This is a genomic window from Nocardia sp. NPDC005745 (assembly GCF_040630775.1).
Lineage (GTDB): Bacteria > Actinomycetota > Actinomycetes > Mycobacteriales > Mycobacteriaceae > Nocardia.
On sequence record NZ_JBEXYF010000008.1, the window covers coordinates 128,281 to 153,688 of the forward strand.

25 protein-coding genes and 1 pseudogene are annotated in these 25,408 nt (G+C 69.5%); 9 read left to right on the forward strand and 17 right to left on the reverse strand.

From position 1 onward, the window contains the following. Positions 1-26 precede the first annotated feature (26 nt). On the forward strand, positions 27-524 hold the full coding sequence (locus tag ABZ420_RS11290; protein ID WP_357120299.1) for a hypothetical protein: 498 nt from the start codon (positions 27-29) through the stop codon (positions 522-524). 39 nt (positions 525-563) lie between these two features. Here the strand turns inward: ABZ420_RS11290 and ABZ420_RS11295 are convergent, their stop codons facing one another. Genes ABZ420_RS11295 through ABZ420_RS11310 form a run of 4 tightly spaced genes read right to left on the reverse strand, consistent with a single transcriptional unit; the run spans position 564 to position 4,300 of the window. After that, on the reverse strand, positions 564-1,163 hold the full coding sequence (locus ABZ420_RS11295) for an ATP/GTP-binding protein (RefSeq protein WP_040866767.1): 600 nt from the start codon (positions 1,161-1,163) through the stop codon (positions 564-566). Further along, positions 1,144-1,518, reverse strand: a complete 375-nt coding sequence (locus ABZ420_RS11300; RefSeq protein ID WP_040866768.1) for a DUF742 domain-containing protein — start codon at positions 1,516-1,518, stop codon at positions 1,144-1,146. The genes ABZ420_RS11295 and ABZ420_RS11300 overlap by 20 nt, the downstream gene beginning before the upstream one ends. Positions 1,519-1,526: 8 nt before the next feature. Further along, complete coding sequence (locus ABZ420_RS11305) at positions 1,527-1,940, reverse strand: roadblock/LC7 domain-containing protein (RefSeq protein WP_040866769.1); 414 nt, start codon at positions 1,938-1,940, stop codon at positions 1,527-1,529. A gap of 2 nt (positions 1,941-1,942) precedes the next feature. Then, on the reverse strand, positions 1,943-4,300 hold the full coding sequence (locus ABZ420_RS11310) for a nitrate- and nitrite sensing domain-containing protein (RefSeq protein WP_357120302.1): 2,358 nt from the start codon (positions 4,298-4,300) through the stop codon (positions 1,943-1,945). Positions 4,301-4,550: 250 nt separating this feature from the next. On the opposite strand from ABZ420_RS11310, the gene ABZ420_RS11315 reads away from it, so the two are divergent. Continuing rightward, positions 4,551-6,104 carry a succinic semialdehyde dehydrogenase gene (locus ABZ420_RS11315; protein ID WP_357120305.1) on the forward strand — a complete coding sequence of 518 codons (1,554 nt, stop codon included), beginning with the start codon at positions 4,551-4,553 and terminating at the stop codon, positions 6,102-6,104. A gap of 64 nt (positions 6,105-6,168) precedes the next feature. Here ABZ420_RS11315 and ABZ420_RS11320 read toward each other — a convergent pair whose 3' ends face one another. Together ABZ420_RS11320 and ABZ420_RS11325 are read right to left on the reverse strand one after the other, a co-directional pair. Beyond that, a complete protein-coding gene (locus ABZ420_RS11320; RefSeq protein ID WP_357120308.1) occupies positions 6,169-6,573 on the reverse strand; it encodes a DUF779 domain-containing protein in 405 nt (134 codons plus the stop codon). Positions 6,574-6,731: 158 nt separating this feature from the next. Continuing rightward, complete coding sequence (locus tag ABZ420_RS11325) at positions 6,732-7,946, reverse strand: transcriptional regulator (RefSeq protein ID WP_357120311.1); 1,215 nt, start codon at positions 7,944-7,946, stop codon at positions 6,732-6,734. A gap of 142 nt (positions 7,947-8,088) precedes the next feature. Between ABZ420_RS11325 and ABZ420_RS11330 the strand changes: the two are divergent. Then, positions 8,089-8,271, forward strand: a pseudogene (locus ABZ420_RS11330) (hypothetical protein); the annotation flags it as partial. A 28-nt stretch (positions 8,272-8,299) separates the two neighbouring features. Here ABZ420_RS11330 and ABZ420_RS11335 read toward each other — a convergent pair. The 4 genes from ABZ420_RS11335 to ABZ420_RS11350 form a co-directional block, all read right to left on the reverse strand. Then, positions 8,300-8,623, reverse strand: coding sequence for a hypothetical protein (locus ABZ420_RS11335; protein WP_062969045.1), 324 nt, complete (start codon positions 8,621-8,623; stop codon positions 8,300-8,302). Positions 8,624-8,702: 79 nt separating this feature from the next. Beyond that, positions 8,703-9,842 (reverse strand): alkaline phosphatase family protein, encoded by a 1,140-nt coding sequence (locus ABZ420_RS11340; RefSeq protein ID WP_357120314.1) that lies wholly within the window; start codon positions 9,840-9,842, stop codon positions 8,703-8,705. Positions 9,843-9,885: 43 nt separating this feature from the next. Next, positions 9,886-10,197, reverse strand: a complete 312-nt coding sequence (locus ABZ420_RS11345; RefSeq protein ID WP_357120317.1) for a nuclear transport factor 2 family protein — start codon at positions 10,195-10,197, stop codon at positions 9,886-9,888. Between the two features lie 58 nt (positions 10,198-10,255). Beyond that, positions 10,256-10,885 carry a TetR/AcrR family transcriptional regulator gene (locus tag ABZ420_RS11350; RefSeq protein ID WP_357120320.1) on the reverse strand — a complete coding sequence of 210 codons (630 nt, stop codon included), beginning with the start codon at positions 10,883-10,885 and terminating at the stop codon, positions 10,256-10,258. A gap of 108 nt (positions 10,886-10,993) precedes the next feature. Between ABZ420_RS11350 and ABZ420_RS11355 the strand changes: the two genes are divergently transcribed. The 3 genes from ABZ420_RS11355 to ABZ420_RS11365 are packed head-to-tail and all read left to right on the forward strand — an operon-like array spanning position 10,994 to position 13,214. Continuing rightward, the gene (locus ABZ420_RS11355) at positions 10,994-12,070 is read left to right on the forward strand and encodes an aldehyde reductase (RefSeq protein ID WP_357120322.1); all 1,077 of its coding nucleotides are present in this window, start codon (positions 10,994-10,996) and stop codon (positions 12,068-12,070) included. Positions 12,071-12,080: 10 nt separating this feature from the next. Then, positions 12,081-12,281, forward strand: a complete 201-nt coding sequence (locus tag ABZ420_RS11360) for a hypothetical protein (RefSeq protein WP_357120325.1) — start codon at positions 12,081-12,083, stop codon at positions 12,279-12,281. 48 nt (positions 12,282-12,329) lie between these two features. Next, positions 12,330-13,214: an LLM class F420-dependent oxidoreductase gene (locus tag ABZ420_RS11365; protein ID WP_357120328.1), complete on the forward strand. Its 885-nt coding sequence runs from the start codon at positions 12,330-12,332 to the stop codon at positions 13,212-13,214. Between the two features lie 15 nt (positions 13,215-13,229). Here the strand turns inward: ABZ420_RS11365 and ABZ420_RS11370 are convergent, their stop codons facing one another. Further along, the gene (locus ABZ420_RS11370) at positions 13,230-13,622 is read right to left on the reverse strand and encodes a hypothetical protein (RefSeq protein WP_357120331.1); all 393 of its coding nucleotides are present in this window, start codon (positions 13,620-13,622) and stop codon (positions 13,230-13,232) included. 555 nt (positions 13,623-14,177) lie between these two features. Here ABZ420_RS11370 and ABZ420_RS11375 point away from each other — a divergent pair. Continuing rightward, complete coding sequence (locus tag ABZ420_RS11375; RefSeq protein WP_357120334.1) at positions 14,178-16,463, forward strand: excinuclease ABC subunit UvrA; 2,286 nt, start codon at positions 14,178-14,180, stop codon at positions 16,461-16,463. On the opposite strand, the gene ABZ420_RS11380 is transcribed toward ABZ420_RS11375, so the two are convergent. The 3 genes from ABZ420_RS11380 to ABZ420_RS11390 all read right to left on the reverse strand — a co-directional run bounded on the left by ABZ420_RS11380 (position 16,460) and on the right by ABZ420_RS11390 (position 19,315). Continuing rightward, positions 16,460-17,317, reverse strand: coding sequence for a helix-turn-helix transcriptional regulator (locus tag ABZ420_RS11380; RefSeq protein WP_357120337.1), 858 nt, complete (start codon positions 17,315-17,317; stop codon positions 16,460-16,462). The two genes, ABZ420_RS11375 and ABZ420_RS11380, sit on opposite strands and share 4 nt — an antisense overlap. Before the next feature lie 227 nt (positions 17,318-17,544). Continuing rightward, complete coding sequence (locus ABZ420_RS11385; RefSeq protein WP_357120340.1) at positions 17,545-18,162, reverse strand: HAD hydrolase-like protein; 618 nt, start codon at positions 18,160-18,162, stop codon at positions 17,545-17,547. A gap of 202 nt (positions 18,163-18,364) precedes the next feature. Next, on the reverse strand, positions 18,365-19,315 hold the full coding sequence (locus ABZ420_RS11390; RefSeq protein WP_357120343.1) for an Lrp/AsnC family transcriptional regulator: 951 nt from the start codon (positions 19,313-19,315) through the stop codon (positions 18,365-18,367). Between the two features lie 85 nt (positions 19,316-19,400). Between ABZ420_RS11390 and ABZ420_RS11395 the strand changes: the two genes are divergently transcribed. Further along, positions 19,401-20,276, forward strand: a complete 876-nt coding sequence (locus tag ABZ420_RS11395; protein WP_357120346.1) for a VOC family protein — start codon at positions 19,401-19,403, stop codon at positions 20,274-20,276. A gap of 1 nt (position 20,277) precedes the next feature. Here ABZ420_RS11395 and ABZ420_RS11400 read toward each other — a convergent pair whose 3' ends face one another. Both ABZ420_RS11400 and ABZ420_RS11405 read right to left on the reverse strand, forming a co-directional pair. Further along, positions 20,278-21,699 carry an amino acid permease gene (locus ABZ420_RS11400; RefSeq protein WP_357120349.1) on the reverse strand — a complete coding sequence of 474 codons (1,422 nt, stop codon included), beginning with the start codon at positions 21,697-21,699 and terminating at the stop codon, positions 20,278-20,280. A 100-nt stretch (positions 21,700-21,799) separates the two neighbouring features. Continuing rightward, positions 21,800-22,945: an LLM class flavin-dependent oxidoreductase gene (locus ABZ420_RS11405; protein ID WP_357120352.1), complete on the reverse strand. Its 1,146-nt coding sequence runs from the start codon at positions 22,943-22,945 to the stop codon at positions 21,800-21,802. Between the two features lie 247 nt (positions 22,946-23,192). Between ABZ420_RS11405 and ABZ420_RS11410 the strand changes: the two genes are divergently transcribed. Continuing rightward, positions 23,193-24,701 (forward strand): NAD(P)/FAD-dependent oxidoreductase, encoded by a 1,509-nt coding sequence (locus tag ABZ420_RS11410; RefSeq protein WP_357120355.1) that lies wholly within the window; start codon positions 23,193-23,195, stop codon positions 24,699-24,701. 84 nt (positions 24,702-24,785) lie between these two features. Here the strand turns inward: ABZ420_RS11410 and ABZ420_RS11415 are convergent, their stop codons facing one another. Next, positions 24,786-25,394 (reverse strand): helix-turn-helix domain-containing protein, encoded by a 609-nt coding sequence (locus tag ABZ420_RS11415; RefSeq protein ID WP_357120358.1) that lies wholly within the window; start codon positions 25,392-25,394, stop codon positions 24,786-24,788. Positions 25,395-25,408: the final 14 nt, after the last annotated feature.

Sequence of the window (25,408 nt, forward strand, 5' to 3'; positions counted from 1 at the left end):
GGCCGAGTAGCGCTACCGTCGGCGGTATGTCGTGGTTTCGGGCACTCCTGCGTTACGCCGCCTACGCGCTCTGGGCGCTCCCGCTGGCGGTGCGGCGAATTCCGACCCGGCTGCGCGTGCCGCGGCGACTGCTCGGTGAATCCGTTCTGCCGCACAAATTCGCCGTCACCCGGTCGGTCTCGCACTCGGTGCTCAGTGGCGCGGTCGGCCTGACGGCCTGGTTTCTGGCCTTCCTGGCGGCCGTCGCCGCGTTCCGCGGGATCTTGTTTCCGGTCGTCGCGAGCGACAATCTCGAAGGATCCTGGGGCGGTCCCACTTCGGCGGGTGCGTGGGCGGTGCACGCGGCGCTCGGCGTCGGGCTGCTGCCGATCTGGCTGCTGGTCCTCGCCGGGCTCGGCGCGTTCCAATTGCGGCTCACCCGCGGCCTGCTCGGCCGGAACGGGCCGTGGTGGCCTGCTCCGGCCGCGGTAGTGCTGGCCGCGGGTGGCGCGCTGCTTTTCGTGGCCTGGCTGCGGCAGGTGTGAGGGTTCGCAGGTCCCGACCACCGCGCGGCTGCCGCGCCCTCAGGTGGTGGCGTGTGCGCGTTGTGCCCGCTGGATGAGGTGTTCGACGAGGGTGAGCAGGACGTCCTTGCACGACCCTCGGTCGCGCGCGTCGCAGAGCATGACGGGGGTGGCCGAGTCGAGGTCGAGGGCGTCGCGTACTTCGTCGTTGGTGTAGCGCGGTGCGCCGTCGAAGCAGTTGACGCCCACCATGAACGGCAGACCGCGGCGCTCGAAGAAGTCCACGGACGCGAAAGAGTTGCCGAGCCTGCGGGTATCGGCCAGGACGACGGCGCCGAGCGCACCGCGCGCCAGTTCGTCCCACAGGAACCAGAACCGGTCCTGGCCCGGTGTACCGAACAGGTAGAGCACCAGGTCGCGGTCGATGGTGAGCCTGCCGAAGTCCAGCGCGACCGTGGTCGTGGACTTCTGCTCGACGCCCGACAGATCGTCGATTCCGGTGCTCACCTCGGTGATCAGTTCCTCGGTGCGCAGTGGCGCGACTTCGCTGATCGCCGAGACCATGGTGGTCTTGCCGACGCCGAACCCGCCGGCGACGAGGATCTTGACCGACGCGGCCAGTTGCGGTGTGCCGCTCGGGTCAAAGTTTTCGGATTCCATCCAGTACCGCTCGCAATATGTTGAGGTCATCGGGTCCGGCCTCCGTCGGAACGGGAGCGCGGAAGATCAGTTGCCCGTCGCCGATCAGATCACCGACGAGGATCTTCGTCACCGCCAGCGGCAAACGCAACTGTGCGGAGACTTCCGCGACGGTCTGCGAAACCCGGCACAGGCGAAGGATATCGGCGTACTCGGGTTCGCTGCGTCGCAGTGTGGCCGCGGAGGAGTCCGCGATCACGGTGGTGAGCATATCCAGTTCGGGCCCCGCGCCGCTGGTGCGTCCGCGCGTGACCGCGTAGGGACGCACCAGAGGGCCGGCCGCCTCGTCGAACCAGGGCTCACGCGGATGGGTCATGGCAGGTCTTACTCGACATGTCCGACGAGGTCTTGGCGTGCGGTCGTGGACAGATAGCTGCCGACGCGCTGGACCGTCAGATTCATCTCGTAGGCCACCATGCCGAGATTGGCCGACTCCGCGGCTTGCAGTGCCAGGCAGGCGTTGTCGCCCGCGGAGGTCACGAACAGCACCGCGCGGTCGAGTTCGATGACCGCCTGGCGGACGCCGCCGCCGTCGAACCGGTTGCCCGCGCTGCGCGCCAGCCCGTAGAGCGCCGAGGACATCGCGCCGAAGTGTTCGGCGTCCTCGCGGTTCATGCCGCTGGAGCGGCCGAGTAGTAGCCCGTCGGTGGATAGCACCACCGCGTGGCGCACGCCGGCCAGCCGGTCGACGAGATCGTCGAGCAGCCAATTGAGATCACCTGCGGGAGAAGCGGACACCCCTAGCCTTCCTGTTCGTCGGGGATGGTGGCGCGGCGGCCCTGCCTGGTTCCGTTCTCGATGGCGGACATCAGATCACGGGCCTGCTCGGCGGAGCGGGGAGCCTGCGCGGAGGCGGCTTGCTGCTCCTGGGTCGACTGCGCCAATTGCGGTGCGAGATTGGTCTGTCGGTGGCGTCGCGGCAACGGCGGGCGACCGTCGGAGCCCGGTTGCATCGGAGCCTCGGTGTACGGGCGAGGGGCGTAGCGCGGGGGCGCGGCGGATTCGACCGGCAGGGTCGCGACCGACGACGACGGGGTCTGAGCGGAATTCGCCGTCTCCGTCGCGATCGCGGGCGTGGTGATGAGCTTGCGGCGACTGCCGGGATCGGTGAGCTCCGCCGGTGTCTGCGGCACGCCCGAATCGGCCGCGATGAGGGCGGACGGAACGAGCACGATGGCCTTGATGCCGCCGTAATCGGAGTCCGACAGCCGCACCGCGATGCCGTGGCGCGCCGCCAGCTGCGCGACCACGAACAATCCCAATCGGGAGTCGGCCGACAGGGTGGCCACGCCGAAATCCGGTGGATTGCGCAGCGTCTCGTTCATCTTGGCCAGGTCGGCTTCGGACATGCCCATGCCCTGGTCGCCGATTTCGACCACGACACCTTTGCCGACCACGTTGCCGGTCACCTCGACACGCGACTGCGGCGGCGAGAAGGAGGTGGCGTTGTCCACCAGTTCGGCCAGCAGGTGGATGAGGTCGGCGACCACCGCGCCGAGCACGTGGACTTCGGGCAGCCGGGTCACCCGCACCCGGGCGTAGTCGAGGGTCTCACCGACGGCGCTGCGCACCAGGTCGACCAACGGGACCGGGTTGCGCCACTGCCTGCCCGGCTTGCCGCCGCCGAGGATGGTGAGGTTCTCGGCGTTGCGCCGCTCCCGGGTCGCGAGGTGGTCGAGACGGAACAGGGTGTCGAGCAGGACCGGGTCTTCCTGTCGCTGCTCGGCTTCGTCGAGTATCTCCAGTTGCCGGTGCACCACGATCTGGCTGCGATGCGCGATGTTCAGGAACACCGCCTTCACGCCCTCGCGGGTGCGAGCCTCGGCCACCGCCGCGGAGACGGCGGCGGAATGGGCGTGCTGGAACGCCTTGGCCACTTGGCCGATCTCGTCGCTGCCGTAGTCCAGGTTCGGGGACTCCGCGGCGGGATCGACGGCTTCGCCGTCGCGCAACCTGCGCATCATGTCGGGCAGCCGCTCGTCGGCCAGCGCGAGCGTTTCTCCTCGCAACCGCTTCAGCCTGCGAATGACGCGGTTGGCCAAAGCGACCGCGACGACGAGCACCAGAACGCCGATCACGAGCATGCCGCCACCCGTGACGGCGGATCTGGTCGCCGCCGCGGCGGCCTTGTCTTCGGCGGCCTCCTGGACATCCCTGTTGTACACCGACCAGGCGTCCAGCAACCCGCGGCTGACCTCGGCTGCCGCGCGGTGCCATTCTTCGGCGCTCAGCGGAAGCGGCGGCAGGCTCGATTGCCGTGTGCCGGTGCTCGCGCTGGCCGCGGGGGGCGATGTGGTAGCGGAAGCCGCCGCGGCGCTGACGCGCTGGATGATGGCGTTCTCCATCGCGGTCAGCTGTTGCCACGCCGTGCCGGTGGACAGCGCCTGCAGGCGGGCTTTGATCGGGCCGTCCAATTCGGTGATGAGCATGGCGATCTCGGCGTGGTAGAAGCCGGTCTGGCGGGTGTACTCATCGAGCGGGATGGGCGGGGGAGTGGCGCCGTGGACGTAGACCGCGCCGAGGGCGTTGCTGCGTGACATCGCCTCGCTCACGTAGAACAAGCGGATGCCTGCCACGGTGCCCACGGCGATATCGCTCTCCGGGGCGGTGCGCACGGTGGACTGCGCGCCCGCGGAGATCGGATCGAGCAACCGGTTGTAGAACATGTACGCGTCCGGAATCGGCAGTGCGCCCGCGTCGGCGGCGGAGCGCACCGTCGTCAGGCTCTGCGTCAGCATGACGAGGTCGGCGTCCTTCTCGGTGATCTTCGTGTCGTCGACGTCGCGCAGGTTCGCGGAGGTCGCGAGCAGGTTTCGCACCGACGCGTCCACGCGCATGCGCGCGGGGCCGAGCGCGGACGTGAGAGTGTCGTCGCCGGACAGCTGGGCGAGGGTGAGGTAGCGTTCCTGCTCGATCGCGTCCATGACCTCGCTGGTCACCGCGATGGCCTTCTGGCTCGCCGCGGCCCAGTCCTTCGCCTTGGTTCCTTCGGCTACCAGGTAGCCGGCGGCGCCCATGCCTGCCAACAGCAGAGTCAGACTCGGAATGAGCGCGATAGCCAGAATCCGGGTGCGGACCCCGAGCCTCGCTCTGAACATCGGCATAACGTAAACCACGACCCGGCGATACGGACAGCCGGTCCCGGTGAGTGGGACTGGATTTGACTCGACCGGGAAAACCGTGAGCTACCGGGGGACCGTCACCCGGCCACGCCAGAACCAAGAGGTATTCGGCGCCGAGGCGGCCGCGGACGGTGTGCCGCGCATTCCGTCCGCAGTGGGTTCATGACGGGCGATATCGGGCGTAGATTGTGTGTATCTCAAAGTTACTCACAAGTAGGAGGCACCGATGCCCGCGCCGGAAGCCGATGTATTCGACCGCCTCAGCGCGCTGGCCGCGATCGAGGCGCCCGCGGAACGTCCGCGCAGGACGATCGCCGAGACGTTCACCGGAAACTCCCTGGGCAGCGTGCCGGTCGGCACGCCGGCCGACGTCACCGCCGCCTTCGGCAAAGCCAGGGCCGCGCAGCAGCGCTGGGCGGCCCGTCCGGTCGCCGAACGCGCCGCCGTGCTGGACCGTTACCGCGCTCTGGTGGTGGAGCACCGCGAATTCCTGATGGACGTGGTGCAGGCCGAGACGGGCAAAGCCCGCTGGGCGGCCCAAGAGGAAATCATGGGCCTGATGTTCGCGGCCCGTTATTTCGCCAAGATCGCCCCGAGCGTGCTGGACACCCACCGGGTAGCGGGCGCCTTCCCCGTGCTCAACCGCGCCTCGGTCCGGTATCAGCCCAAAGGCGTGGTCGGTGTCATCGCCCCGTGGAACTATCCGCTGCTGCTGTCGATCGGCGATTCCATTCCGGCGCTCATCGCAGGCAACGCCGTGGTGGTCAAGCCCGACAGTCAGACCCCGTTCTCCACGCTGGCAGGCGCCGAGCTGCTCTACCGAGCAGGCCTGCCGCGCGAGCTGCTCGCGGTCGTCCCCGGGCCGGGCGGCGTGGTCGGCACCGCGATCGTCGAGGACTGCGACTACCTGATGTTCACCGGTTCCTCGGCGACCGGCCGCACCCTGGCCGAGCAGTGCGGCCGCAGGCTGATCGGCTTCTCCGCCGAACTCGGCGGCAAGAACCCGATGATCGTCGCCGCTGGCGCCGACCTGGACAAGGCCGCCAAGGCGGCCGTGCGCGCCTGTTTCTCCAATGCCGGGCAGCTGTGCATCTCCATCGAGCGGCTCTATGTCGAGCGGCAGGTCGCCGCGGCGTTCACCGAGAAATTCGTCGCCGCCGTACACGCCGCGAAACTCGGCGCCGCCTACGACTATTCGGCCGACATCGGCAGCCTCATCTCCGAAGCGCAACTGGAAACGGTGTCCAAGCACGTCGCGGACGCCACCTCGAAGGGAGCGAAAGTGCTCACCGGCGGCAAAGCCCGCCCGGACCTGGGTCCGCTGTTCTTCGAGCCGACCGTGCTCGGCGACGTGACCGACGAGATGGAGTGCGGCCGCAACGAGACCTTCGGCCCGCTGGTGTCGATCTATCCGGTCGACAGTGTCGAGGAGGCGGTGCGCCTGGCCAACGACACCGACTACGGCCTCAACGCTTCGGTGTGGGCGGCGAGCAAGTCCGAAGGCGAGCGGATCGCGGCGCGGCTGCACGCGGGCACGGTCTGTGTGGACGAGGGCTACGCGCCGGCGTGGGGCACCACCGGCGCCCCGATGGGCGGAATGGGCATCTCCGGGGTGGGGCGCCGCCACGGGCCCGACGGCCTGCTCAAGTTCACCGAACCGCAGTCGATCGTGGTCACCCGCTTCATGAATCTCGATGCGCCGAAGCTGTTCCCGAAGGACAAGTGGCAGCCGTTCCTGATGACCGTCGCGCGCAGCCTGCGTTTCCTGCCCGGGCGCTGACACACGACGTCCGCCCGGGTGGTCGTGCCCACCCGGGCGGACGACCCGCCGGTTCGTGCAGGGGTTACGCCAACCGGTCGGCTCCGGTGCGCGGCGGCCCTCCGGCCGCCAGCGCCGCTGCTTCCTCGTCGGTGAGCAGTCGTGATCTGATGACGAAATGTGTGTCCTCGAGAGCGTCGGAAGCACGGCCGCCGGATGCTTCGGCCACATCCACGGTGAGGTGGGTGTGCTTCCAGTGCTCGTACTGCTCGCCGCTGATCCACACTTCGGTGTGCCAGGGCAGATTTCCCAGCAGGACGTCGGCGCGGTCGATACTGGACTCCCGGATGGGCAGGCACCGTGGCGAGTCGCTGTCGCGGTGTCCCGCGGACTGGTGCAGCAGCACGGCTCCGTGCTGATCGATCACGCTGCGCAAGACCGCCCTCGCGCGGTCGGTGATGTCCACCCGGTGCGTTCGATGCGTCCCCATGCCGTTCGACCGGCGTGGAGGACGTGGCCGGGCTGCGTCGGGTAGTCGGCGATGCCGCAGTCCCGCCCCCGGTCTGGTGTAGCTCATGATTCCTCGCAGATATCTCGGACAGAGCCACTATCGTCCGCGGAGGTTGGTGCGAGGTTGGTGTGAAAGTGTCAGTCGCGCAATGCCGTATGCAGCCGAGCCGTGACCGCCGCGCGGCGCACGTCGTCGGGCGGGAGCAATCGCAGCGCGTGCTCGTGTACCGCGACATCACGGGGCGCTCGTTCGCCGAAGGTCACCGCGTGCTCGGCTCGGTCACCGGCGAGCACGGCGGTCCGCACGCCGACATCGAGGTAGTCGCGCCACTGCAGCACGCCGGGCGCCTCCGATCCGGGCAGCAGCGGCCCCCGGTACAGCCACACCGCCGAGGTGGTGTCACCAGCGGTGATGGCGGCGAACAGGTCGACGGCGTCGCAGGACACCGGACCGGTCAGCGCGTAACGGCGATTGCTGATCGCACCGCCGATCGCGCGGCGCAGATGCGAGACATCGGCTTTGAGCGTGCTGCTGGACACCGACCGGTCGCCGTACAGGGCGGCGTGTAATTGCTCCGGGGTGAAGCCGTCCGGCTGCAGCGCCAGCAGGGCGAGGATCTCCAGCTGCCGAGGCGGCAGCGGCAGCGGCACCCCGTCACGTACCAGCCGTGCGGCGCCCAGGCACTCCAGCCGGATCCCCGGCTCGGGCGCGGGCTCTGCGGTGCGCAGCATCGTCTCCACGGCCGTCACCAGCGCGCGCACCGAGGTGAGCACCGCGGGATGCGAGCGGTCCCAGGAACTCGACAGATCCAGCGCGCCGACCTGCCTGCCGTCGGGTCCGTGGATCGGCGCGGAATAGCAGACCCAGCCGTGCAGTGCGGCGATCAGGTGCTCGGCGGAGAACACCGAGGCGGGGCGGTCGGTGTGCAGCGCGAGTGCCAAGCCGGTGGTGCCCATATGACTTTCGTCCCAGCATCCGCCCGGCGCGAGGTTGACCTGCTCGGCCTGCCTGCGCAGCGTGCGGTCACCGCAGGACCACAACACGGTGCCCGCGCTGTCGGTGACCACCGCCAGATACCCGGAATCCTCGGTGATGGCGCGCAGTTCACCCGCCAGTGCCGTCACCGGTTCGCGCAGTGGCGACGCGGCCCAGCGATCACCGATGTCGTCCACCCCCGGCGCGATCGTGCGACCGGGATCGACGGTGTGCAGCGAGCGCCGCCAGGATTGTGCTACGTCGTTGCGCAGGACGGTGTCCCGGGGGCGGGGTACCGCCCGTGGAGCCGTCGCCCAACGCTCCCATTCTCTTTCCAGTTCGACCCGCTGCTGTGTGAGGGCGCGGAAGCGTGCCACGTGGAAGACCCGTCGTCGTGTGAGCTCGAATTCTCCCTCTCATTCTGGCGTACGCCGACCGGCGTGGCGAGCGCCCGGAGCCCTACCGGCCGGTCGCCGGCGCTTTCGAGCGAAGTGGCCCACGACGCCCTAGGCTGCTGGCATGGCGACCGGTTTCGAGCGGGCACGCCTCGCCGATGTGCACGAGGTGGCTTCGGGCATGCCCCATGTGACACGCGCCGACGGACCGCGCGGTAACCCGGTCTATCAGGTCGGGGGCAAGTCGTTCGTGTTCTTCCGCACTCCCCGTCCGGATGCCGTGGACGCGGTGACCGGTGAGCGCTACCTGGCCGCCCATCCGCCGCGCTGAGCGGTCACTTCCGGATGAAGATCCCGGCCACGTCGGCGTTCTTGATGGGGGTATCGGTGTTGGCCTGGGCGCCGCACAGCAGGTCGACCGACACCATCGTCGCGTCCACGACGGTCCCCGCGGGCTCGCGGTCGTCCTGGCTCTGCTGCTTGACGAACTTGGTGATCGTCGTGCGCTTGGTGTCCTGATCCTGCTTGACGTACTCGCTGCACGGGGTGTCGCCACCGCGGTTGAGGGCGCGTTCGATGTCGGTGCAGCCGGTGAGGGCCATGGCGACCATCGCGAACCCGAGGCCGGTCCGACCGGTCCGTGACAGCGTGGCGTTCATGGGCTCCTCCTGAAGGGTCGGCGGCGACACCCGCCGCGATCGGACTCCAGACTAGAGCGCTGTTCACCGAAGACGGGCACTAGGCACGGAAGACGCACAGCGGCACCTCGACTTCCGCCGGAGTGAGCGAACCGTGCTGCCCGACCAGCGACGACTGCAATGGTTCGACGCCGCTGCGGATGACACCACGCCGCCCTCGCGCGAGCACGACCAGATCGCCGATGCGCTGGGCGATCGCAGGGTCGACGGTGGGGCCGAACCAGCCTCGGGCGACGGTCTCCTCCTTGCCGAGCACCTCGAAGTCCGGGCCGAGCGTGGCCTGCCAGGCCGCCGCGACGTCGGATTCGGCGCCCGGCACGGTGTAGACGTGCCGGGCCCGCGCTTCCCCGCCGAGCGCCCGGACTCCTTCTCGCAGGACGGGGGTGGTGTCGAAATCGATGCTGTCGTCCATCTGCACCATGCCGTGGTCGGCGGTGACCAGCAGCGCCGCGCCCGGGGGCAGCTCGGCGGCGAGCGCGGCGGCGAGCCGGTCGGCGTTGGCCAGTTCCAATTCCCAGGCCCGCGACGACGGGCCGCGCACGTGTCCGGTCAGGTCGAGATCGCCGTGGTAGGTGTAGACCAGTGAGCGCGGCCCGGCCCGCAATGCCTCGCTCACACCGGCGACGAGATCGCCGAACGACAGCTGGGGCAGGAACCGGCAACCGCGCAGCACCGCCTCGGTCAGTCCCGATCCGGCCTGATCGCGCGGCGACACCTGTGCGACGGCGATGCCGTCGGCGACGGCGCGCTGGAAAACGGTTGGGCGGGGCTGGAACTCCGCCGGGATCAATTCCTTGCGCAGATCGGACTTCGGCGCACCGTGCAGCCGCCAGGACAGTGGGGTGAACAGCCGGTCATAGCCGGGGACGTGGAACAGATAGCCCACGATCCCGTGCTCGCCCGGCGGAACGCCCACCCCGAGCGAGGCGAGGCTGGTGGCCGTCGTCGTGGGGAAACCGGCCGTGAGCCGGACCGGCGCGAGGCCGGACAGGAATGGCGCCGCAATGGGATCGGCGACGAGATCCCGGTAACCGAGCCCGTCCACCAGCAGAACGCAGACCTGGTCGGCATTCAGGCCCAGGCCTAGGCGGTCTTCCTCGCCCGGCACGCCCAGACCGGCGAGCACGGAGGGGAACACATCGGCCAGGGAACCGGTACCGTAACGCGGCGCGACGAACACGAAGGTCAGAATGTCAATGTCGGCGGCTGCCTGGCAAGGGTATTCACGCCTGTCCGGTCTCGAAACGGCTCACCTTGCCGTCGCGCAGGACGAATCGCCAGGTGGTCCGCATCGAGCCCCATCGCGAATTGGTGTAGTCGGCAACCAGTTCGGTGCCGTTGTCGTCGATGGACTCGATCCGCATGCGGGCGTTGCTGTCGAAGATCTCCGCCCCGGTCCACTGCGTGAGGTTGCGCTCCACACCGTCGTCGGACATGGTGGCATCGTCGGTGAGCACCGCGTAGAACCGGTCCTGATCGTTGGCGTTGAGCGCGTCGACGAACTCCTGCACCGTCGGATCCAGCTGCGCGGTCATCCGTGTCGTCCTCTCGGATCGGTGGGAAGCATCGGACAGCAAATGCCTGGCGTCTACTCTAGGTCAGCGGCGTCGTGCTCGGCTCGATCAGAGCTGCGAAGGCTCGCATGACATCGTCCACCAACGCCGCGGCGTTCGTGCCGAACTGTTCCGCGCGTTTCTCCAGTTGGCCGTCCAGCCACAGCGAGGCCAGCCCGTGGCCGAGCCCCCAGAACATGACCGCCAACGTGTCGGCCTCGGCGGCGGGCAGCGCTCCGGCGCGGACACACTCCGCGATCGCGTCGGTCAGGACGCCGAACGCCGCGTCACCCGCCCCCATGGTGTCGGGATGCTTGTCGGGCTGGGAGAGTTCGGGCCGGAACATCAAGCGGAAGTACGCCGGGTGCTCGCGGGAGAACCGCACGTAGGCGTTCGCCAGTGCGGTCAGTGCGGCCATCGGCGTTTCCGCCTCGGCCCGGGCCGCCGCCAGTCGCGTTCCGAGTAACTGGAAGCCCTGGGTGGACAGCGTCGCGAGCAGGGCGGCCCGGTCGGGGAAGTGGTGGTACGGCGCCGCCGTGCTCACCCCCGCCTCGCGCGCCACCCGGCGCAGGCTGACCGCCGCGAGTCCTTCCGTCTCGATCAATCGCAGGCAGGCGGCCAGCAGCGCGTCGCGCAAGGCGCCGTGGTGGTAACTGGTCCGCGTCACCATCCGAGCGTATGCGACGCGTCCTGGACAACCTAACTATGCGGTGCTTAGATTATCTGAGCGGCGCTCAGATGGCCGCCGCGGTAGTCACTGTAGGAGAGGGATGAGCACATGAGCACACGGGTAACGGTCACCGGCGCAACGGGATTCGTCGCAGGCCACGTCATCGCCGAGTTGCTGGAACACGGTTACGCCGTGCGCGCGACGATCCGCGACCTCGCAGGCGCCGGCAAACGAGCACACCTGGTGGAACTGGCCCGCCGCACCGGCGGCGAACTGGAGTTCGCGCAAGCCGATCTGAACGGCGACGAAGGCTGGGCGGCCGCCGTGGCGGGCAGCGTCGGCGTATTGCACGTCGCCTCTCCGTTCCCCGCCACGCCGCCCGACGACGAGCGCGAACTCGTCGACACCGCGGTCGAAGGAACTCTGCGGGTGCTGCGCGCCTGTGCCGCCGCGGGCACCGTCCGCCGCGTGGTGCTCACCTCCTCGATCGCCGCGATCGCCTACGGTCACACCGACGACGCCCTGCGCACCGAGGCCGACTGGACGGTGGTCGAGCGCAGCCCCGCGTATCAGAAGAGCAAGACGCTCGCCGAACGGGCGGCCTGGGATTTCGTCGCGCAACTCCCGGCCGCCGAGCGATTCGAACTGGTTGTCGTCAATCCGGGCATGGTGCTCGGACCATTGCTGTCGGCGGCGACGAGCACCTCGCACGAGCCCGTGCGGCGGTTGCTGGCCGGAGACGTACCCGGCACGCCCCGGGTGGGCTGGGCGCCGGTGGACGTACGCGATCTTGCCGTGGCGCACCGGCTCGCGCTGGAGACCCCGGCAGCCGCGGGCAACCGCTACATCTGCGCGGGCGAGCACCTGTGGATGGAGGATATGGCGCGCATCCTCGCCGAGGAATACCGCCCGCGTGGATTCCGGGTGCCGACCAGACGGCTGCCGAACTGGGTGGTGCGTTGTGTCGCGCTGTTCGACAGGGGCGTCCGGCTGACACTGCCGAGCCTGGGGCGCACCGAGTCGCTCAGCGCCGACAAAGCCGGGCGCGAACTCGGCTGGACCATGCGTCCGGTGCGGGAATCCGTGGTGGACACCGCGGAAAGCCTGCTACAGCGCGGGATAGTCGCAGCGCCGCGGGGCAGGTCCGGCGCGCCTGCCGCCGCGCCGCGCGCCGCGCGCGTCTGACGGGGCGGGCATGCTGATCGCGACATTGATCATCACCACGGTCGCGATGACGCGGCGCTGGTTCGCCCGCCGGTCCACACGCGGGAACTCCGCCGGGCGCGGCGTCCCCGGCTCGGTCCGGCGGGCGTGGCGCCGCCCGTTGCCGGTGGCCGCCACCCTGCTCGCACTGCTCGGCGTCGCGGTGGTGGCGGGCACGCTGGCCCAGTGCTGAACCGCCCCCGGCGTCCGGCCTTCCGGTGTGATTCGCTAGACAGAACACGTGACTGCGCAGCGCCCCTTCCGGTTCGGTGTCAACATGGTGGTCCCCGAGGGCCGGGCGAATTGGATCGAAAAGTGCCGCCGGGCAGAAGAACTCGGCTTCGACGTGGTCGGCGTCGCCGATCATCTCGGCCTGCCCGCGCCGTTCCCCGCGATGATCCTGGCCGCCGAGGCGACCGAACGGGTGCGGTTGAACACCTTCGTGCTCAACACCGCGTTCTACAACCCGGTCCTGCTGGCCCGCGACGTGGCAGGCGCCGATCAGTTCACCGACGGGCGCGTCGAACTCGGGCTCGGCGCCGGCTACGTGCAGGCGGAATTCGAGGCCGCGGGCATCCCGTTCGAAAGCGGGAGCAAGCGCGTCGAGCACCTGGAGCAGACGGTGATCACATTGCGCCGCCTGTTCTCCGACCCGGAGTATCAGCCGCAGCCCGCCCAACCGTCGGGTCCGCCCGTGCTCATCGGCGGATGGGGTGATCGGTTGCTCGCCGTCGCCGCGCGGCACGCCGACACCATCGCCTTCACCGGGGCCGCCGCCGCGCGCAACGGCGGACCGCTGCAGATGGCCGGGCTCGCCGAGATCGAGGAGCGCGTCGCCTACGTGCGGGAACTGCTCGGTGCGCGGCTGGACAAGGTCGAGTTCAACATCCTGGTGCAGCGGGTGGTCCCGCCGGAGGAACGCGCGAGCGTCCTGGAGGTCTTCGGTCCGGCGCTGCCGCCGGACGTCGCCGACTCCCCGGAGGAGCACCCGATCCTGCTCATGGGCACCCCCGAGGAGATGGCCGACCACCTGCGCGTTCGGCGCGACCGTTACGGCATCAGCTACGTCACCGTCCTCGAGGACAGCATGGAGAAGTTCGCCGCCGTCATCCCGTTGCTGCGCTGATCCGTCGCCCGCGGTTCACGGCAGCCGGTCGACGATGACGCGCGGGTCGATCTGCCGCAGTCTTCTCGGCCTGCTGGTCAGGCAGGGCCACGTGCGTGCGACCGCCTCGCGGGTGACATGACCGGCAGCGACCATGGCGTCGGCGGCAGAGCAGGCACCGCCCGGGTTCACGGTTCGGTCGAACGCCGGGACCACGGTGTGCGGCAGGCCGACCAGCACGGCGAGGATGTCGAGCCGGTCGGCCGGGATGTGCGTGCGCGCCGCCGCGAGCACGGTGCTCGGAACGACGATGGTGTTGCCCGCGTCGACCGTCGCCCAGACGATCGCCTGGGCATAGTCGGCGCGGTTGGCGAACGCGACGACCGCCGCGGCGTCGAAGACGACGCCGCCGAAGGCTCGCAACCTCACGCCGCGCCGGCGTGAGGTGGGTCCACCTCCCGGCCGGATAACGGCGGTGGCCCTGGCGCCGCGACGGATCTCGGCGCGAAAAGCCTGCCGCCGTGCACCTTTCGCGGAACCAGGCCACCCGGTTGCGGCCGCGCGACGATGTCGTCGGGCAGCGTGACGGTGGCCTTTCGCGGTCTGTGCTCCCGAAGCGGCGGCATGCCCCGACTCTAGCCGTGTGTTGCGCCTCTGGGGAGGACGCTCGAGCGGGCTTGCGTCCGGGCGGGTGCGGCGCTGCACAAACCGTCGCCGCATTCGTGACCCGAGCAGGAGATCCGCTGTGGCCGAGCGGATCTCGGAGTGTCCATCGGTGGTTCACGAATGCGCACGCTGGGCCCCGTCGGCCCCCGATGCGGGAAATTCGTCGCTCGGGCGCCGGGTGCCGCCGGTGGGTCGTGGAAGTCATCGCGCAGCGCCACCTTTCAGGCGGCGGGCACGGTGACACCATCAGGCGACAATTGTGATTTAGGTCACATTTACCGGGGTATTTCGTCGGTGCGCAGTGGCAAGGTGTGCGGTATGCCTTTCGCCGAATCCACCGCAACGCTCGACGCCATCCGGGTCCTCGGAGCCAGTGAGCACAATCTGCGCGACGTGTCGCTCGAGATCCCGAAGAACAAGATCACCGTCTTCACCGGCGTCTCCGGCTCGGGCAAATCCTCGATCGTCTTCGACACCATCGCCGTCGAATCGCAGCGCCAGCTCTACGCCACGTTCCCGGCGTTCATCCTCAATTTCCTGCCTCGCTACGAACGCCCGCACGCCGAGGCCATCGAGAATCTCACCGCACCGGTGATCATCGATCAGCAGCCGGTGGGCGGTGGCCCGCGATCCACGGTCGGCACCATGACCGACATCTTCTCGATGGTGCGGGCCATGTTCGCCCGATTCGGTTCGCCCTCGGCCGGATTCGTCTACAACTACTCCTTCAATGTGCCGCAGGGCATGTGCCCGGACTGCGACGGTCTCGGGGTCACCGTGCGCGCCGACCCCGATCGGCTGCTCGACCGGACGAAGTCGCTGAACGAAGGCGCGATACTGCTGCCGGGGTACGGCGTGGGCAGCGGAGATTGGCAACTCTATGGCAAGTCCGGCCGCTTCGACCCGGACAAGAAGCTGACCGACTACACCGGCGAAGAACTCCACGACCTGCTCTACGGCACCGGCGGCAAGGTCGAGCTGACCTTCAGCAAAGGCACCTGGAAGGCGAATTACGAAGGTCTGGCGACGAAATTCACGCGGACCCGGTTGCAGCGCGACACCTCGACGCTGAGCGAGAAGACCCGCGAGCAGATGCGGCAATTCCTCACCGAGGGCGTCTGTCCGACCTGCGCGGGCGCCCGGCTGAACCAGGCGGCCCTGGCCACGAAGATCCACGGGCGCACCATCGCGGACTGGGCGCGCTCGCAGGTCACCGATCTGATCGAGGTGCTCGACGAGATCACCGATCCGGCCGCCGTCGGCCTGGCCCGCGCCATCCGCACCGGGCTGCGGCGGGTGGCCGACATCGGGCTGGGCTATCTGAGTCTGGACCGGCCGACCTCGACCCTCTCCGGCGGCGAAGGGCAGCGGCTGAAGATGATCAAGCATCTGTCCAGCACGCTGATCGGACTGACCTACATCTTCGACGAACCCAGCGTCGGGCTGCATCCACGGGATGTGGGCCGGTTGAACGACCTGCTGAAAGCGCTGCGGGACAAGGGGAACACGGTGATCGTGGTGGAACACGATCCGGATGTCATCCAGATCGCCGACCATGTCGTCGATGTCGGGCCGCGCGCGGGCGTGCACGGCGGGCAGGTGGTGTTCCAGGGCAGTTTCGCCGATCTGCGGACCGCCGACACCCCGACCGGCGCCGGTCTGCGCAGGCCCTTCCGGGTGAAGGACTCCTTCCGCACGGGCACCGGTGAGCTGCTCATCGAGCGCGCGGCGGTGCACAATCTCAAGGACGTGACGGTCGGGATCCCGACCGGCGTCTTGACCTGCGTCACCGGCGTCGCGGGCTCGGGCAAGAGCAGTCTCATCCGGGACGTGTTCGTCAAGGAGTACCCCGAGGCGATCTTCGTGGACCAGTCGCCCATCGCGGCGTCGTCCCGGTCCACGCCCGCGACCTACCTCGGGTTGATGGACCCCATTCGCAAGCTGTTCGCCAAGGCGACGGGGGAGTCCGCGGGCCTGTTCAGCTTCAATTCGGCGGGCGCGTGCGAGCAGTGCGAGGGCCGCGGCGTGATCATCACCGAGATCGCCTACATGGACCCCGTGACCACCCACTGCGACGCCTGCGACGGACGGCGCTTCTCCGATGACGTGCTCGCCCTGACGCTGCGAGGCAAATCCATCGCCGACGTGCTGGAGATGTCGGCGGAGGAGGCGCTCGGATTCTTCGCCGAGAAGGCGCTGCACACCAAGCTGCGCACCATGAACGAGGTGGGCCTGGACTATCTCAGCCTGGGGCAGGCGATGAGCACGCTCTCCGGCGGAGAGCGGCAGCGGATCAAATTGGCGACCCAGTTGCAGAACACCGGCAGCGTCTACGTGCTCGACGAACCCACCACCGGGCTGCACATGTCCGATGTGGACACGCTGCTCGCGCTGATGGACGGTCTGGTCGACCGCGGCAATACCGTCGTGGTGATCGAGCACAATCTCGACGTGGTCGCCCACTCGGACTGGGTGATCGATCTCGGACCCGACGGCGGCAAGAACGGCGGCGAGATCGTCTTCACCGGGACGCCCGCCGAGTTGCTCGCGCATCCGTCCTCGCTCACCGGCGAATACCTGCGCCGCTACAAGGCGGGTAGCTAGCCGGCGGGCTTCGGCACTGTGAACTGCTGAGTCCCGGTCACCCGCAACAGTTCCAGCGCCGAGGCCTCCCGGCTGCCGGGCGCCGCGGAGTAGACCACGACCGCCTGGTCGGTGTCCGGGACCAGCAAGGTGTCGCAGTCCAGCCGCAGCGCGCCGAGATCCGGGTGTTCGATCGTCTTGGTCGCGCTGCGCCACTGGCCGGATCGTCGTGCGGTCCACAGCTGCTCGAAGCGTGGACTGCGGGAACGCAGTTCGGAGACCAAGCGCAGGAGGCCGGGATCGTCGGGATAGCGGGCGCGGGCGCTGCGCAGGCCGGCGACGGAGAACGACGCCGCGTTCTCCGCCTCGGCGGGCGACATAGCGACTCGTCCCGGCTCGGTGCCGAGAAAGCGCTGCCAGATGATGTTGCGCTGGGCGGGCGGCCATGCGGAGAAATCACCGAGCAGCGCGGTCGCCATCGGATTCCAGGCCAGTACGTCGGCTTTGGCCGACAGCACCAGTGCGGGCAGATCCGCCATCCGGTCCAGCAGGCGCAAGACACTCGGACGCACCACCATGTCGATGCGGCTCGCCGGCGGGGGCGCCGCGCCCGCGAGTTGGAACAGCAGCGTGCGGTCCTCGTCGTTGAGCCGCAGCGCGCGGGCGAGCGCGGCCAGCACCGCGGTGGACGGACGGGGACCGCGCCCTTGTTCCAGGCGCACCACATAGTCCACGCTGACGCCGGCGAGCTGGGCGACCTCCTCGCGGCGCAACCCCCGCACCTGCCTGCGGGCGCCCCCGGGCAGCCCGACATCGCCCGGACGCACTTGGTCGCGCGCCTGCCTGAGTAACGCGGCCAGTTCGGTTCGATCCACATGCCGATCATGCCGCAGCCGGTGGTCGCCGGGGTAGGACCGCTGCTCCCGGGAGGCGGCAGCCCTGGTGGACCGGTGCCGCGGTTGCCTGCGGTGCCCCTCGCCGTAGTGGGGCGCTACCGGATTTCCGCGCTCGGTGCCCAGCGAGAACAGCGACGGAGGTCGGCTGCACGCGCATCGTCGGCCGTTCGCCACGGCTGCCGGCGGCGCCGGAGGGGGTTGACGCGTTAGGCGGTGACCGCGCCGAACTCCGTCGCGAGCCAGGCGGGGAACTCGGTGAGGTCGGTGAGGACCACATCCGCGCCCGCCGCCCGCAGTTCGTCGGCCGAGCACGGTCCGGTGCTGACGCCGACCGCGAAGACATCCGCGGCCCGCGCGCCGTTCATGTCACCGACATGGTCGCCGACGAAGAGGTCCGCGCCCTGCTCGCGCAATGTCGCCGCCTTGGCCGCCGACCAGAGGTCGCCCGCGAGATGGTCGATGCGCCAACCCAGTTCGGCGATGTGCAGCTGTGCCAGCGGGGCATGCTTGCCGGTGACCACGAGTACCCGTCCGTTGCGGGCCTCGACGGCCGCCAGCGCGGACTGCGCGCCGGGCATCGGGGGGATGGTCGACACCAGCGTCGGATACAGCGCCCGGTAGCGGGTCACCAGTGCTGGGACGAGTTCCTCCGGCGCGCCCGCCTCGACGAGCAAGGTGGCCAGCGGTGGGCCGAGCCGGTCGGCGAACGTCGTCCCGCACAGTGGCAGGCCGAACTCCGCGCCGAGCAGGTCGATGGCCCGGGCGACGCCGGGCCGCGAGTCGATCAGCGTCATGTCGAGGTCGAAGCCCACGGTCCAGGTCACTTGATCGACCCTAATCGCCCGCGTGGCGGCGTGCCGGGCGGGCTGTTGTGATTCACAACTCCGCCGCACGTTGGTGTGTGGGCGGTGCGGCTGTCCGAACGGTGTGGTGGTGCCGCCGTGCTTCACGTGGAACCACCGATGCACTCGATGTCACGTAACCGGATGTGCTACCGCATTTTTCGGCATTCGACGCGAACCTGCCTCAGGTGCGGATCGGTGGCGCGGTGCGCTTGGCGTAGCCGCTGATCGGGCTGATCTCCATGCGATCTATCCCGCTCAGGGTCCCGATCCGCTCGGTTGTGTAGCGGAACAGGGCATCGGTGTCGCGGCAGACAATGCACACCAGCAGATTGTGCGGGCCGGTGATGGCGCCGACGAACGCCGCCTCCGGATCGGCGCCCAGCGTGGTAGCGACGGTGACCAGGTTTGCGGGCGTGACGGTGAGCCAGAGCAGGCTTTGCACCGTGAACCCGAACAGTGCCGGATCGATCTCCACATCGAATCCGAGCACCCGGGCGTGACGCAGTTCCTCCACCCGCCGCCGGACCGCGGATTCCGACCACCCGACGGCGCGCGCGAGCCGTGGATAGGCTGCCCGCCCGTCGGCGGCCAGCGCGGGCAGCAGACGCTGATCCAGTTCGCTCGGCACCACGGGCGTGGCCTGGTCCGCGTGCGGGGTACGGATGGCCGCGCTCTGCTCGGTGGACAGCGCCGACATCCGTTCCCGCCAGCGGTGCCGCATGACGTGCCGCAAGACGCGCTGGGCGTCCACCGCCTGGACGGCCGGATGGCGGGCCAGCTCGGGCAGGGGAGCGTCGCCGGGAACTCGGAAAAGGCAGGTCAGTTCCGCTCCACCGGCGATGACCGTCACCCACGCGGTATCGGCGCGGAGCGCCAGCGTGCGGGCCAGCGCGGCGGTGGCATCCGGCCGGACCCGCAGGCGGACAAGCCACTCGGCGTGGCCCGCGTGACCGGTATCGGCGACGCCGGTCACGCGCAGCCCTCCCGTGTCGAGCAGCCGCCGGTAGCGGCGGGCCAGCGTGCGCTCGGAGACCTCCAGCACGGGCGCGAGCCTGCTGAACGGCGCACGGCCGTCGAGCTGCAAGGCGTGCAGCAGCCCTCGGTCGACGTCGTCCAAGGTGACCGAATCCACCACGTCAGCGTAGGACAGTGCCGGATTCCGCCGAATCCGCCTCGGTGACGGGCGCCGCGGCGCCGGCGCGACCAGCATCGTCGGTGTGCAGAAACCGATCGACGCCATCCACCACACCGGAATCCTGACCCGCGATCTGGACGGCCTGGAACGCCGCTACGTCGAGCTCGGGTTCACGCTCAGTCCCCGCTCGCGGCACCTGCTGAGCGCCCGCCCGGGCGAACCCCCCACGCCCGGCTGCACGGCCAACCGGTGCGCGTTGTTCGGCGGCGCCTACCTCGAACTGCTCGGCATCGTGGACGAGTCCGCGCCGGATCCATGGCACACCAAGGCCATGGCGGACGAGTACGAGGGCTTCCGCCTGCTCAACCTCGAGACCGGTGACGCCGAGTCGGCGCGGCGGCAGCTCGCGGCGGCGGGCGTGCCCGCCTCCGGCGTGCTCGACCTGGAGCGTGAGGTCGAGACCGAGGACGGCATTCGTGCGGTGCGCGCGCGGGCCGTGCACGTGGACCCGCGTTCGACGCCGGAGGCGCTGCTGGGTGTCGCCCAGCATCTGACCCGCGAATATGTGCACCAGCCGCGCTACCTGTCGCACCCGAACGGCGCCCGCGCCATCGCCGCCGTGCTCATCGTCGCGGCCGACACCGAGTTCGACGCGATCGTCGAACGCTATTGCCGCATCTTGGCTGTGCCCGCTGCTCGCAAGGGACCGCTGACCGTGCTGGAGATGGGCGCGGGGCGGCTGGAGCTGGTGCGCGCGTCCGAGGCCCCCGCCGTGCTGCCGGGCGAACCGGCGCCCGCGCCGTCGTACCTGGCCGCCATGACCATCGCGGTGCGCGATCCGGCCGTCGCGCGCGACGTAGTCGGGAACGCGGGTGTACCGGTTCGGGAGACGGACGAGGGTTTCTTCGTCTCCGCACGGGATGCCTACGGCGCAGGCCTGTTCTTCGTGGCGGGCTGAGTCAGGCCCCAGCCTGTGGGCCTGCGGCGGGGAGTGGCTCGGCGAGTGTGGAGCGCTTGCGTCCGTATCCGAGGTAGACCGCGATGCCGACCAGGACCCACACGCCGAACCGCACCCAGGTCAGGGCCTCCAGGGTGGTCGCGAGCAGGACGCAGCCGAACAGCGCGAGCATCGGAACCACCGGCACCAGCGGGGTGCGGAACGGGCGCTCGCGCTCGGGCTCCGCCCGGCGCAGCACCAGCACCCCCACGCACACCACCGCGAACGCCGACAGCGCGCCGATGTTCACCAGTTCGACCACGATGTCGATCGGCAGCAGTCCCGCGATGACCGCGCCCAGCACGCCCAGCAGCAGCGTCAGCCGCACCGGGGTGGACCGTTTCCCGGTGGCCGCGAGGCGGTAGGGCAGCAGCCGGTCGCGGCACATCGCGAACATCAATCGCACCTGCGCGTAGACGATCAGCAGCAGGCCCTTGGTGAGCGCGATGATCGAGGCGATCACGATGACGTCGCCGATCCATCCGATCCGCACCGCGCCGAACGCGGTGGCGATCGGCGCGCCGTTGTTCAGCGTGGCGAACGGCACCATGCCGGTGAGCACGGCGCTGACCAACGCGTAGAGCACAGTGGCGATGAGTACCGTGCCGATGATGGCGAATGGTACGTCGCGGCGCGGGTTCCGGGCCTCCTCCGCCGACGCCGCGACCACGTCGAAGCCGAGGAAGGCGAAGAACGCGATCGCCGCGCCGCCGATGATGCCCCCGACGCCGAACGGCGCGAACGGGGTCCAGTTGTCCACGCTCGCGTGCGGGGCGCCGACGGCGACCACCAGCACGAGCACGCCGATGGTCACCCCGACCAGCGCCTTGGTGATGCGCGCGGTGAACGTCACCTCGCCGACCAGCACCGCGACGACGGCGGCGACGATCAGGACAGCGGGCAGGTTCACTACGCCACCTTCGCCGGGACCCGCGACGAGTGCGTGCGGGATGGTGATGCCGAACAGGGAGTCCAGCGCGGAGACCGTGGTCCCGGACCAGCCGATCGCCACCGCGGCGCCCGCGATGACGAACTCCAGCAGCAGGTTCCAGCCGACCAGGAACGCCGGTGCTTCGCCGAGGGTCGCGTAGGTGTAGGTGTACGCGCTGCCGGAGACCGGCACCATCGCCGCGAGTTCGCTGTAGCACAACGCCACCAGTGCGCACACCGCTCCGGCCAAGACGAACGACAGCACGATGGCGGGGCCGGCCTTCTCCGCGGCGGCGACGCCGGTGATGACGAAGATGCCCGCGCCGACGATGGTGCCGACACCCATGGCGGTGAGATCGAGTCGGCCGAGCCTGCGCGCGAGCGTGGGAGCGCCCGCCTCGGTCGTGGTGTCGGGCAGTCGGCGGCGCCATCGCCGGGCGGATGCGGTGGTCATGACTCCCTTACGAGAACGGTCCGTCGGTCACGGCCGGTGTGCCGAACCGATAGCCCATTCTCGCCGCGCGGCCCGCGTGGGAATAACTGGGGTGTTGCGCTCAGCTACCGGAGGACGCTGCGAAGGGCGTGGCGGCGGCGACGCGGGCCGTGCGGTGTGGATGCCGCCACAAGCCCTCGCGTTCCAGGATCGGGAGCACGCCTTCACCGAACCAGTACGCCTCCTCTAGGTGGGGGTAGCCGGAGAGGATGAAGTGGTTGATGCCGAGCCGCGCGTATTCGGCCAGCCGCTCGGCCACTTCGGCGTGTGAACCGACCAGGGCGGTGCCCGCACCGCCGCGGACCAGGCCGACTCCCGCCCAGAGGTTGGGCGCGATCTCCAGCCGCTCGGTGCTGCCGCCGTGCAGTTCCGACATGCGCCGCTGGCCCTCGGATTCGCTGCGCGCCAGATTGGCCTGCACCCGTTCGATGTCGGCGGGGTCGATGCCTGTCAGCAGGCGGTCGGCCTCGGCCCACGCCTGCTCGGAGGTGTCGCGGCTGATCACGTGGACGCGCAGGCCGTAGTCCAGGACGCGTCCGTGATCCACCGCCAGACCGCGGATCCACTCCAGCTTCCTACTCACTGCGGGCAGCGGCTCGCCCCAGGTCAGATAGGCGTCGCTGTAACGGGCCGCGATCGGGCCCGCCGGTTCGGAGGAACCGCCGAAGAACACCGGCGGCACCGGATCGGGCCGGTTGCTCAGCAACGCCTGGTGGACCCGGATGTGTTCACCGTCGAACGTCACGGGCTCGGTGGAGGTCCACAGTTCCCGCACCACGTGCAGGAATTCACCGGTGCGGGCGTAGCGCTGGGTCTTGTCCAGGAAGTCGCCGTAGGCCCGCTGCTCGTGCGGCTCGCCGCCGGTCACCACGTTGAGCAGCAGCCTGCCCCGGGAGTGCCGCTGGAAGGTGGCCGCCATCTGCGCCGCGAGCGTCGGGCTGACCAGGCCGGGGCGGAAGGCCACCAGGAATTTCAATGTCTCGGTGGTGTCGACCATCATCGCGGTGGTCAGCCAGGCATCCTCGCACCACGCGCCGGTGGGGGTGAGCACCGCCTCGAAGCCGTTGTCCTCGGCGGCGGCGCCGATCTGGTTCAGATATCGCAGGTCGGCGGGGCGGTCACCGGACATGAAAGTGCCGTGCCCGCCCGCGACCAGTCCACGGGAATCGCCGTAGGTGGGGAGGAACCAGTGGAACGACAGACTCATGTGAGCGAACTTCCTTCCGGAGACCGAGCCGGTAACGGGCAGATCGAGGTGGTGCGCCCGGGGGCGCCGCAGTGATCCATGCTGTGCGCTCGCCCGGCTCGGGTCACGGTTTGGAACCATCCCGGTTTTAATCCCGGGTCCGCGCGTGTCACGATTCGTGACTAGACGTAACCACGAATAACACGTAATCTGGCCTCAGCACGCACCCTCGGGTGTGCGAGGCGGAGCGGACGAAACGAGTACCTCAATGACGCGGCATGTCGACGTATTGATCATCGGCGCTGGGCTGTCCGGAATCGGCATGGCCTGCCATCTCACCAGAGAGCGGACCGGACGCAGTTACGCGATCCTGGAGCGCCGGACGGCCATCGGCGGCACGTGGGACCTGTTCCGTTATCCGGGCATTCGCTCCGATTCCGACATGTACACCTTCGGCTACGGCTTCCGTCCGTGGAACGGCACCAAGGTGCTCGCCGACGGTCCGCACATCCGGCAGTACATCGAGGAGACCGCCGCCGAGTACGGCGTCACCGAGCACATCCGGTTCGGGCGGAAGGTGACCACGGCGCGCTGGTCCGGTGAGACGTCCACCTGGACGGTCGAGGCGCTGGATGAGCAGACCGGCGAGACCGAGGTCTTCACCAGTAACTTCCTGGTCGGCTGCACCGGCTACTACGACTACGACAACGGCTACCGCCCGACGTTCCCCGGCGAGGAGAACTTCGGCGGGCAGATCGTGCACCCGCAGCACTGGCCCGACGATCTCGACTACACCGGCAAGCGGATCGTTGTGATCGGCTCCGGCGCCACGGCGATCACCCTCATCCCGGCCATGAGCGACGCGGCCGCGCACGTCACCATGTTGCAGCGCTCACCGACCTACATCACCGCGCTGCCCGCCGACGACCCGGTCGCGGTGGGGATGAAAGCCGCGAAGGTGCCCGAGAAGCTCGCCTACCGGATCGGGCGGGCGCGCAACATCGCGTTGCAGCGCGCGAGCTTCCAACTCTCCCGCACCAACCCGGAGGCGGCCAAGAAGCTGCTGCTGGCCGCCGTGCGAATGCAGGTCGGCTCCGGTATCGACATGCGGCATTTCACCCCGAGCTACAACCCGTGGGACCAGCGGCTGTGCGTGGTGCCCAACGGCGACCTGTTCAAGGTGCTGCGCAGCGGCAAGGCGTCCATCGTCACCGACCGCATCGAGACCTTCACCGAGACCGGCATCCGCCTGGTATCCGGCGAGGAACTGCCCGCCGACCTGGTGATCAGCGCCACCGGCCTGAGCGTGCAGATGCTGGGCGGCATGAGTCTCGAGGTCGACGGCGAGCCGGTGGTCACCCGTGACCGGGTGGTCTACAAGGGCGCCATGCTCGACGGCGTGCCGAACGCGGTGATGGTGCTCGGCTACACCAACGCGTCCTGGACGCTGAAGGCGGACTTGGCCGCCGAGTACTTCTGCCGCGTGCTCAACCACATGAAGACCAACGGTTTCACCCGGGTCGAGGCCGTGGCCACCGATGGCGATCGGGGTGCCGATTCGGTGATGGGCGGCGCGCTGACCTCCGGCTACATCCAGCGCGGCGACGCGGTGATGCCGCGCCAGGGCACCAACGGTCCGTGGCAGGTGATCAACAACTATTTCCGCGACCGCAAGCTGCTGCGCAAGGGCGCGCTCGAGGACGGGGTGCTGACCTTCGGCCGGGCCGAGCGGACGCCGACCGCCGCACGCCCGCTGGAAGGCACGCGCAGCGCCTGATCCGCGCGGTCACCACGGCGGGCACGGCGAGGTGTTCGCCGTGGGGCTCGGCCCCCGATACCGGATGTCGCGTGTCTCCGTCGGCTACAGACCCAGCAGGGTTTCGGCGACTTTCTCGATGGCGGCGCAATACTCGCCGCGGCCGGACTCGTCGGCGGTCCGACGGGCGAGGACGCCCGCGGTGAGGGTGTAGCCGATGGTCTCCGCGATCACGCGCGGGTCCGTCACCGGCGCGATGCGGCCCGCGTCGAGCTGACGCTGTAGATACCGGGTGAAGCGGCGGATCGGGCGCTCGGTGATCTCCTCGGCCAGTGTGGCCACCTTCGGGTCCACCGCCCCGCGCTCGTCGATCAGGCGCAGCAAGGGTCCGGCCGTGGCGACCGCCGTGGCGAAGGATTCTATGGTGGCGCGCAACACTACTCGCGGATCGTCGTCCTCGATCCCCGGCTCCTGGGCGGCGAGGAAGTCGTCGCGAACCCGTTCGGCCAGCGCGAGGAAGATCTCCTCTTTCGAAGCGAAGTAGACGTACATCGTCGCGCGGGAGACGCCCGCCGCCCCGGTGATCGCGGCGACCGTGGTGTTGTCGTAGCCGCGCTCGGCGAACACCCGGGCGGCGGCGTCGAGCAGGGCGTGGTGCCGGGGGGTGTGCGAACGCTCCCGCGCTGCGCGCACCGACCAGGTGGACTGGGTCACACCGGTCATCGTGC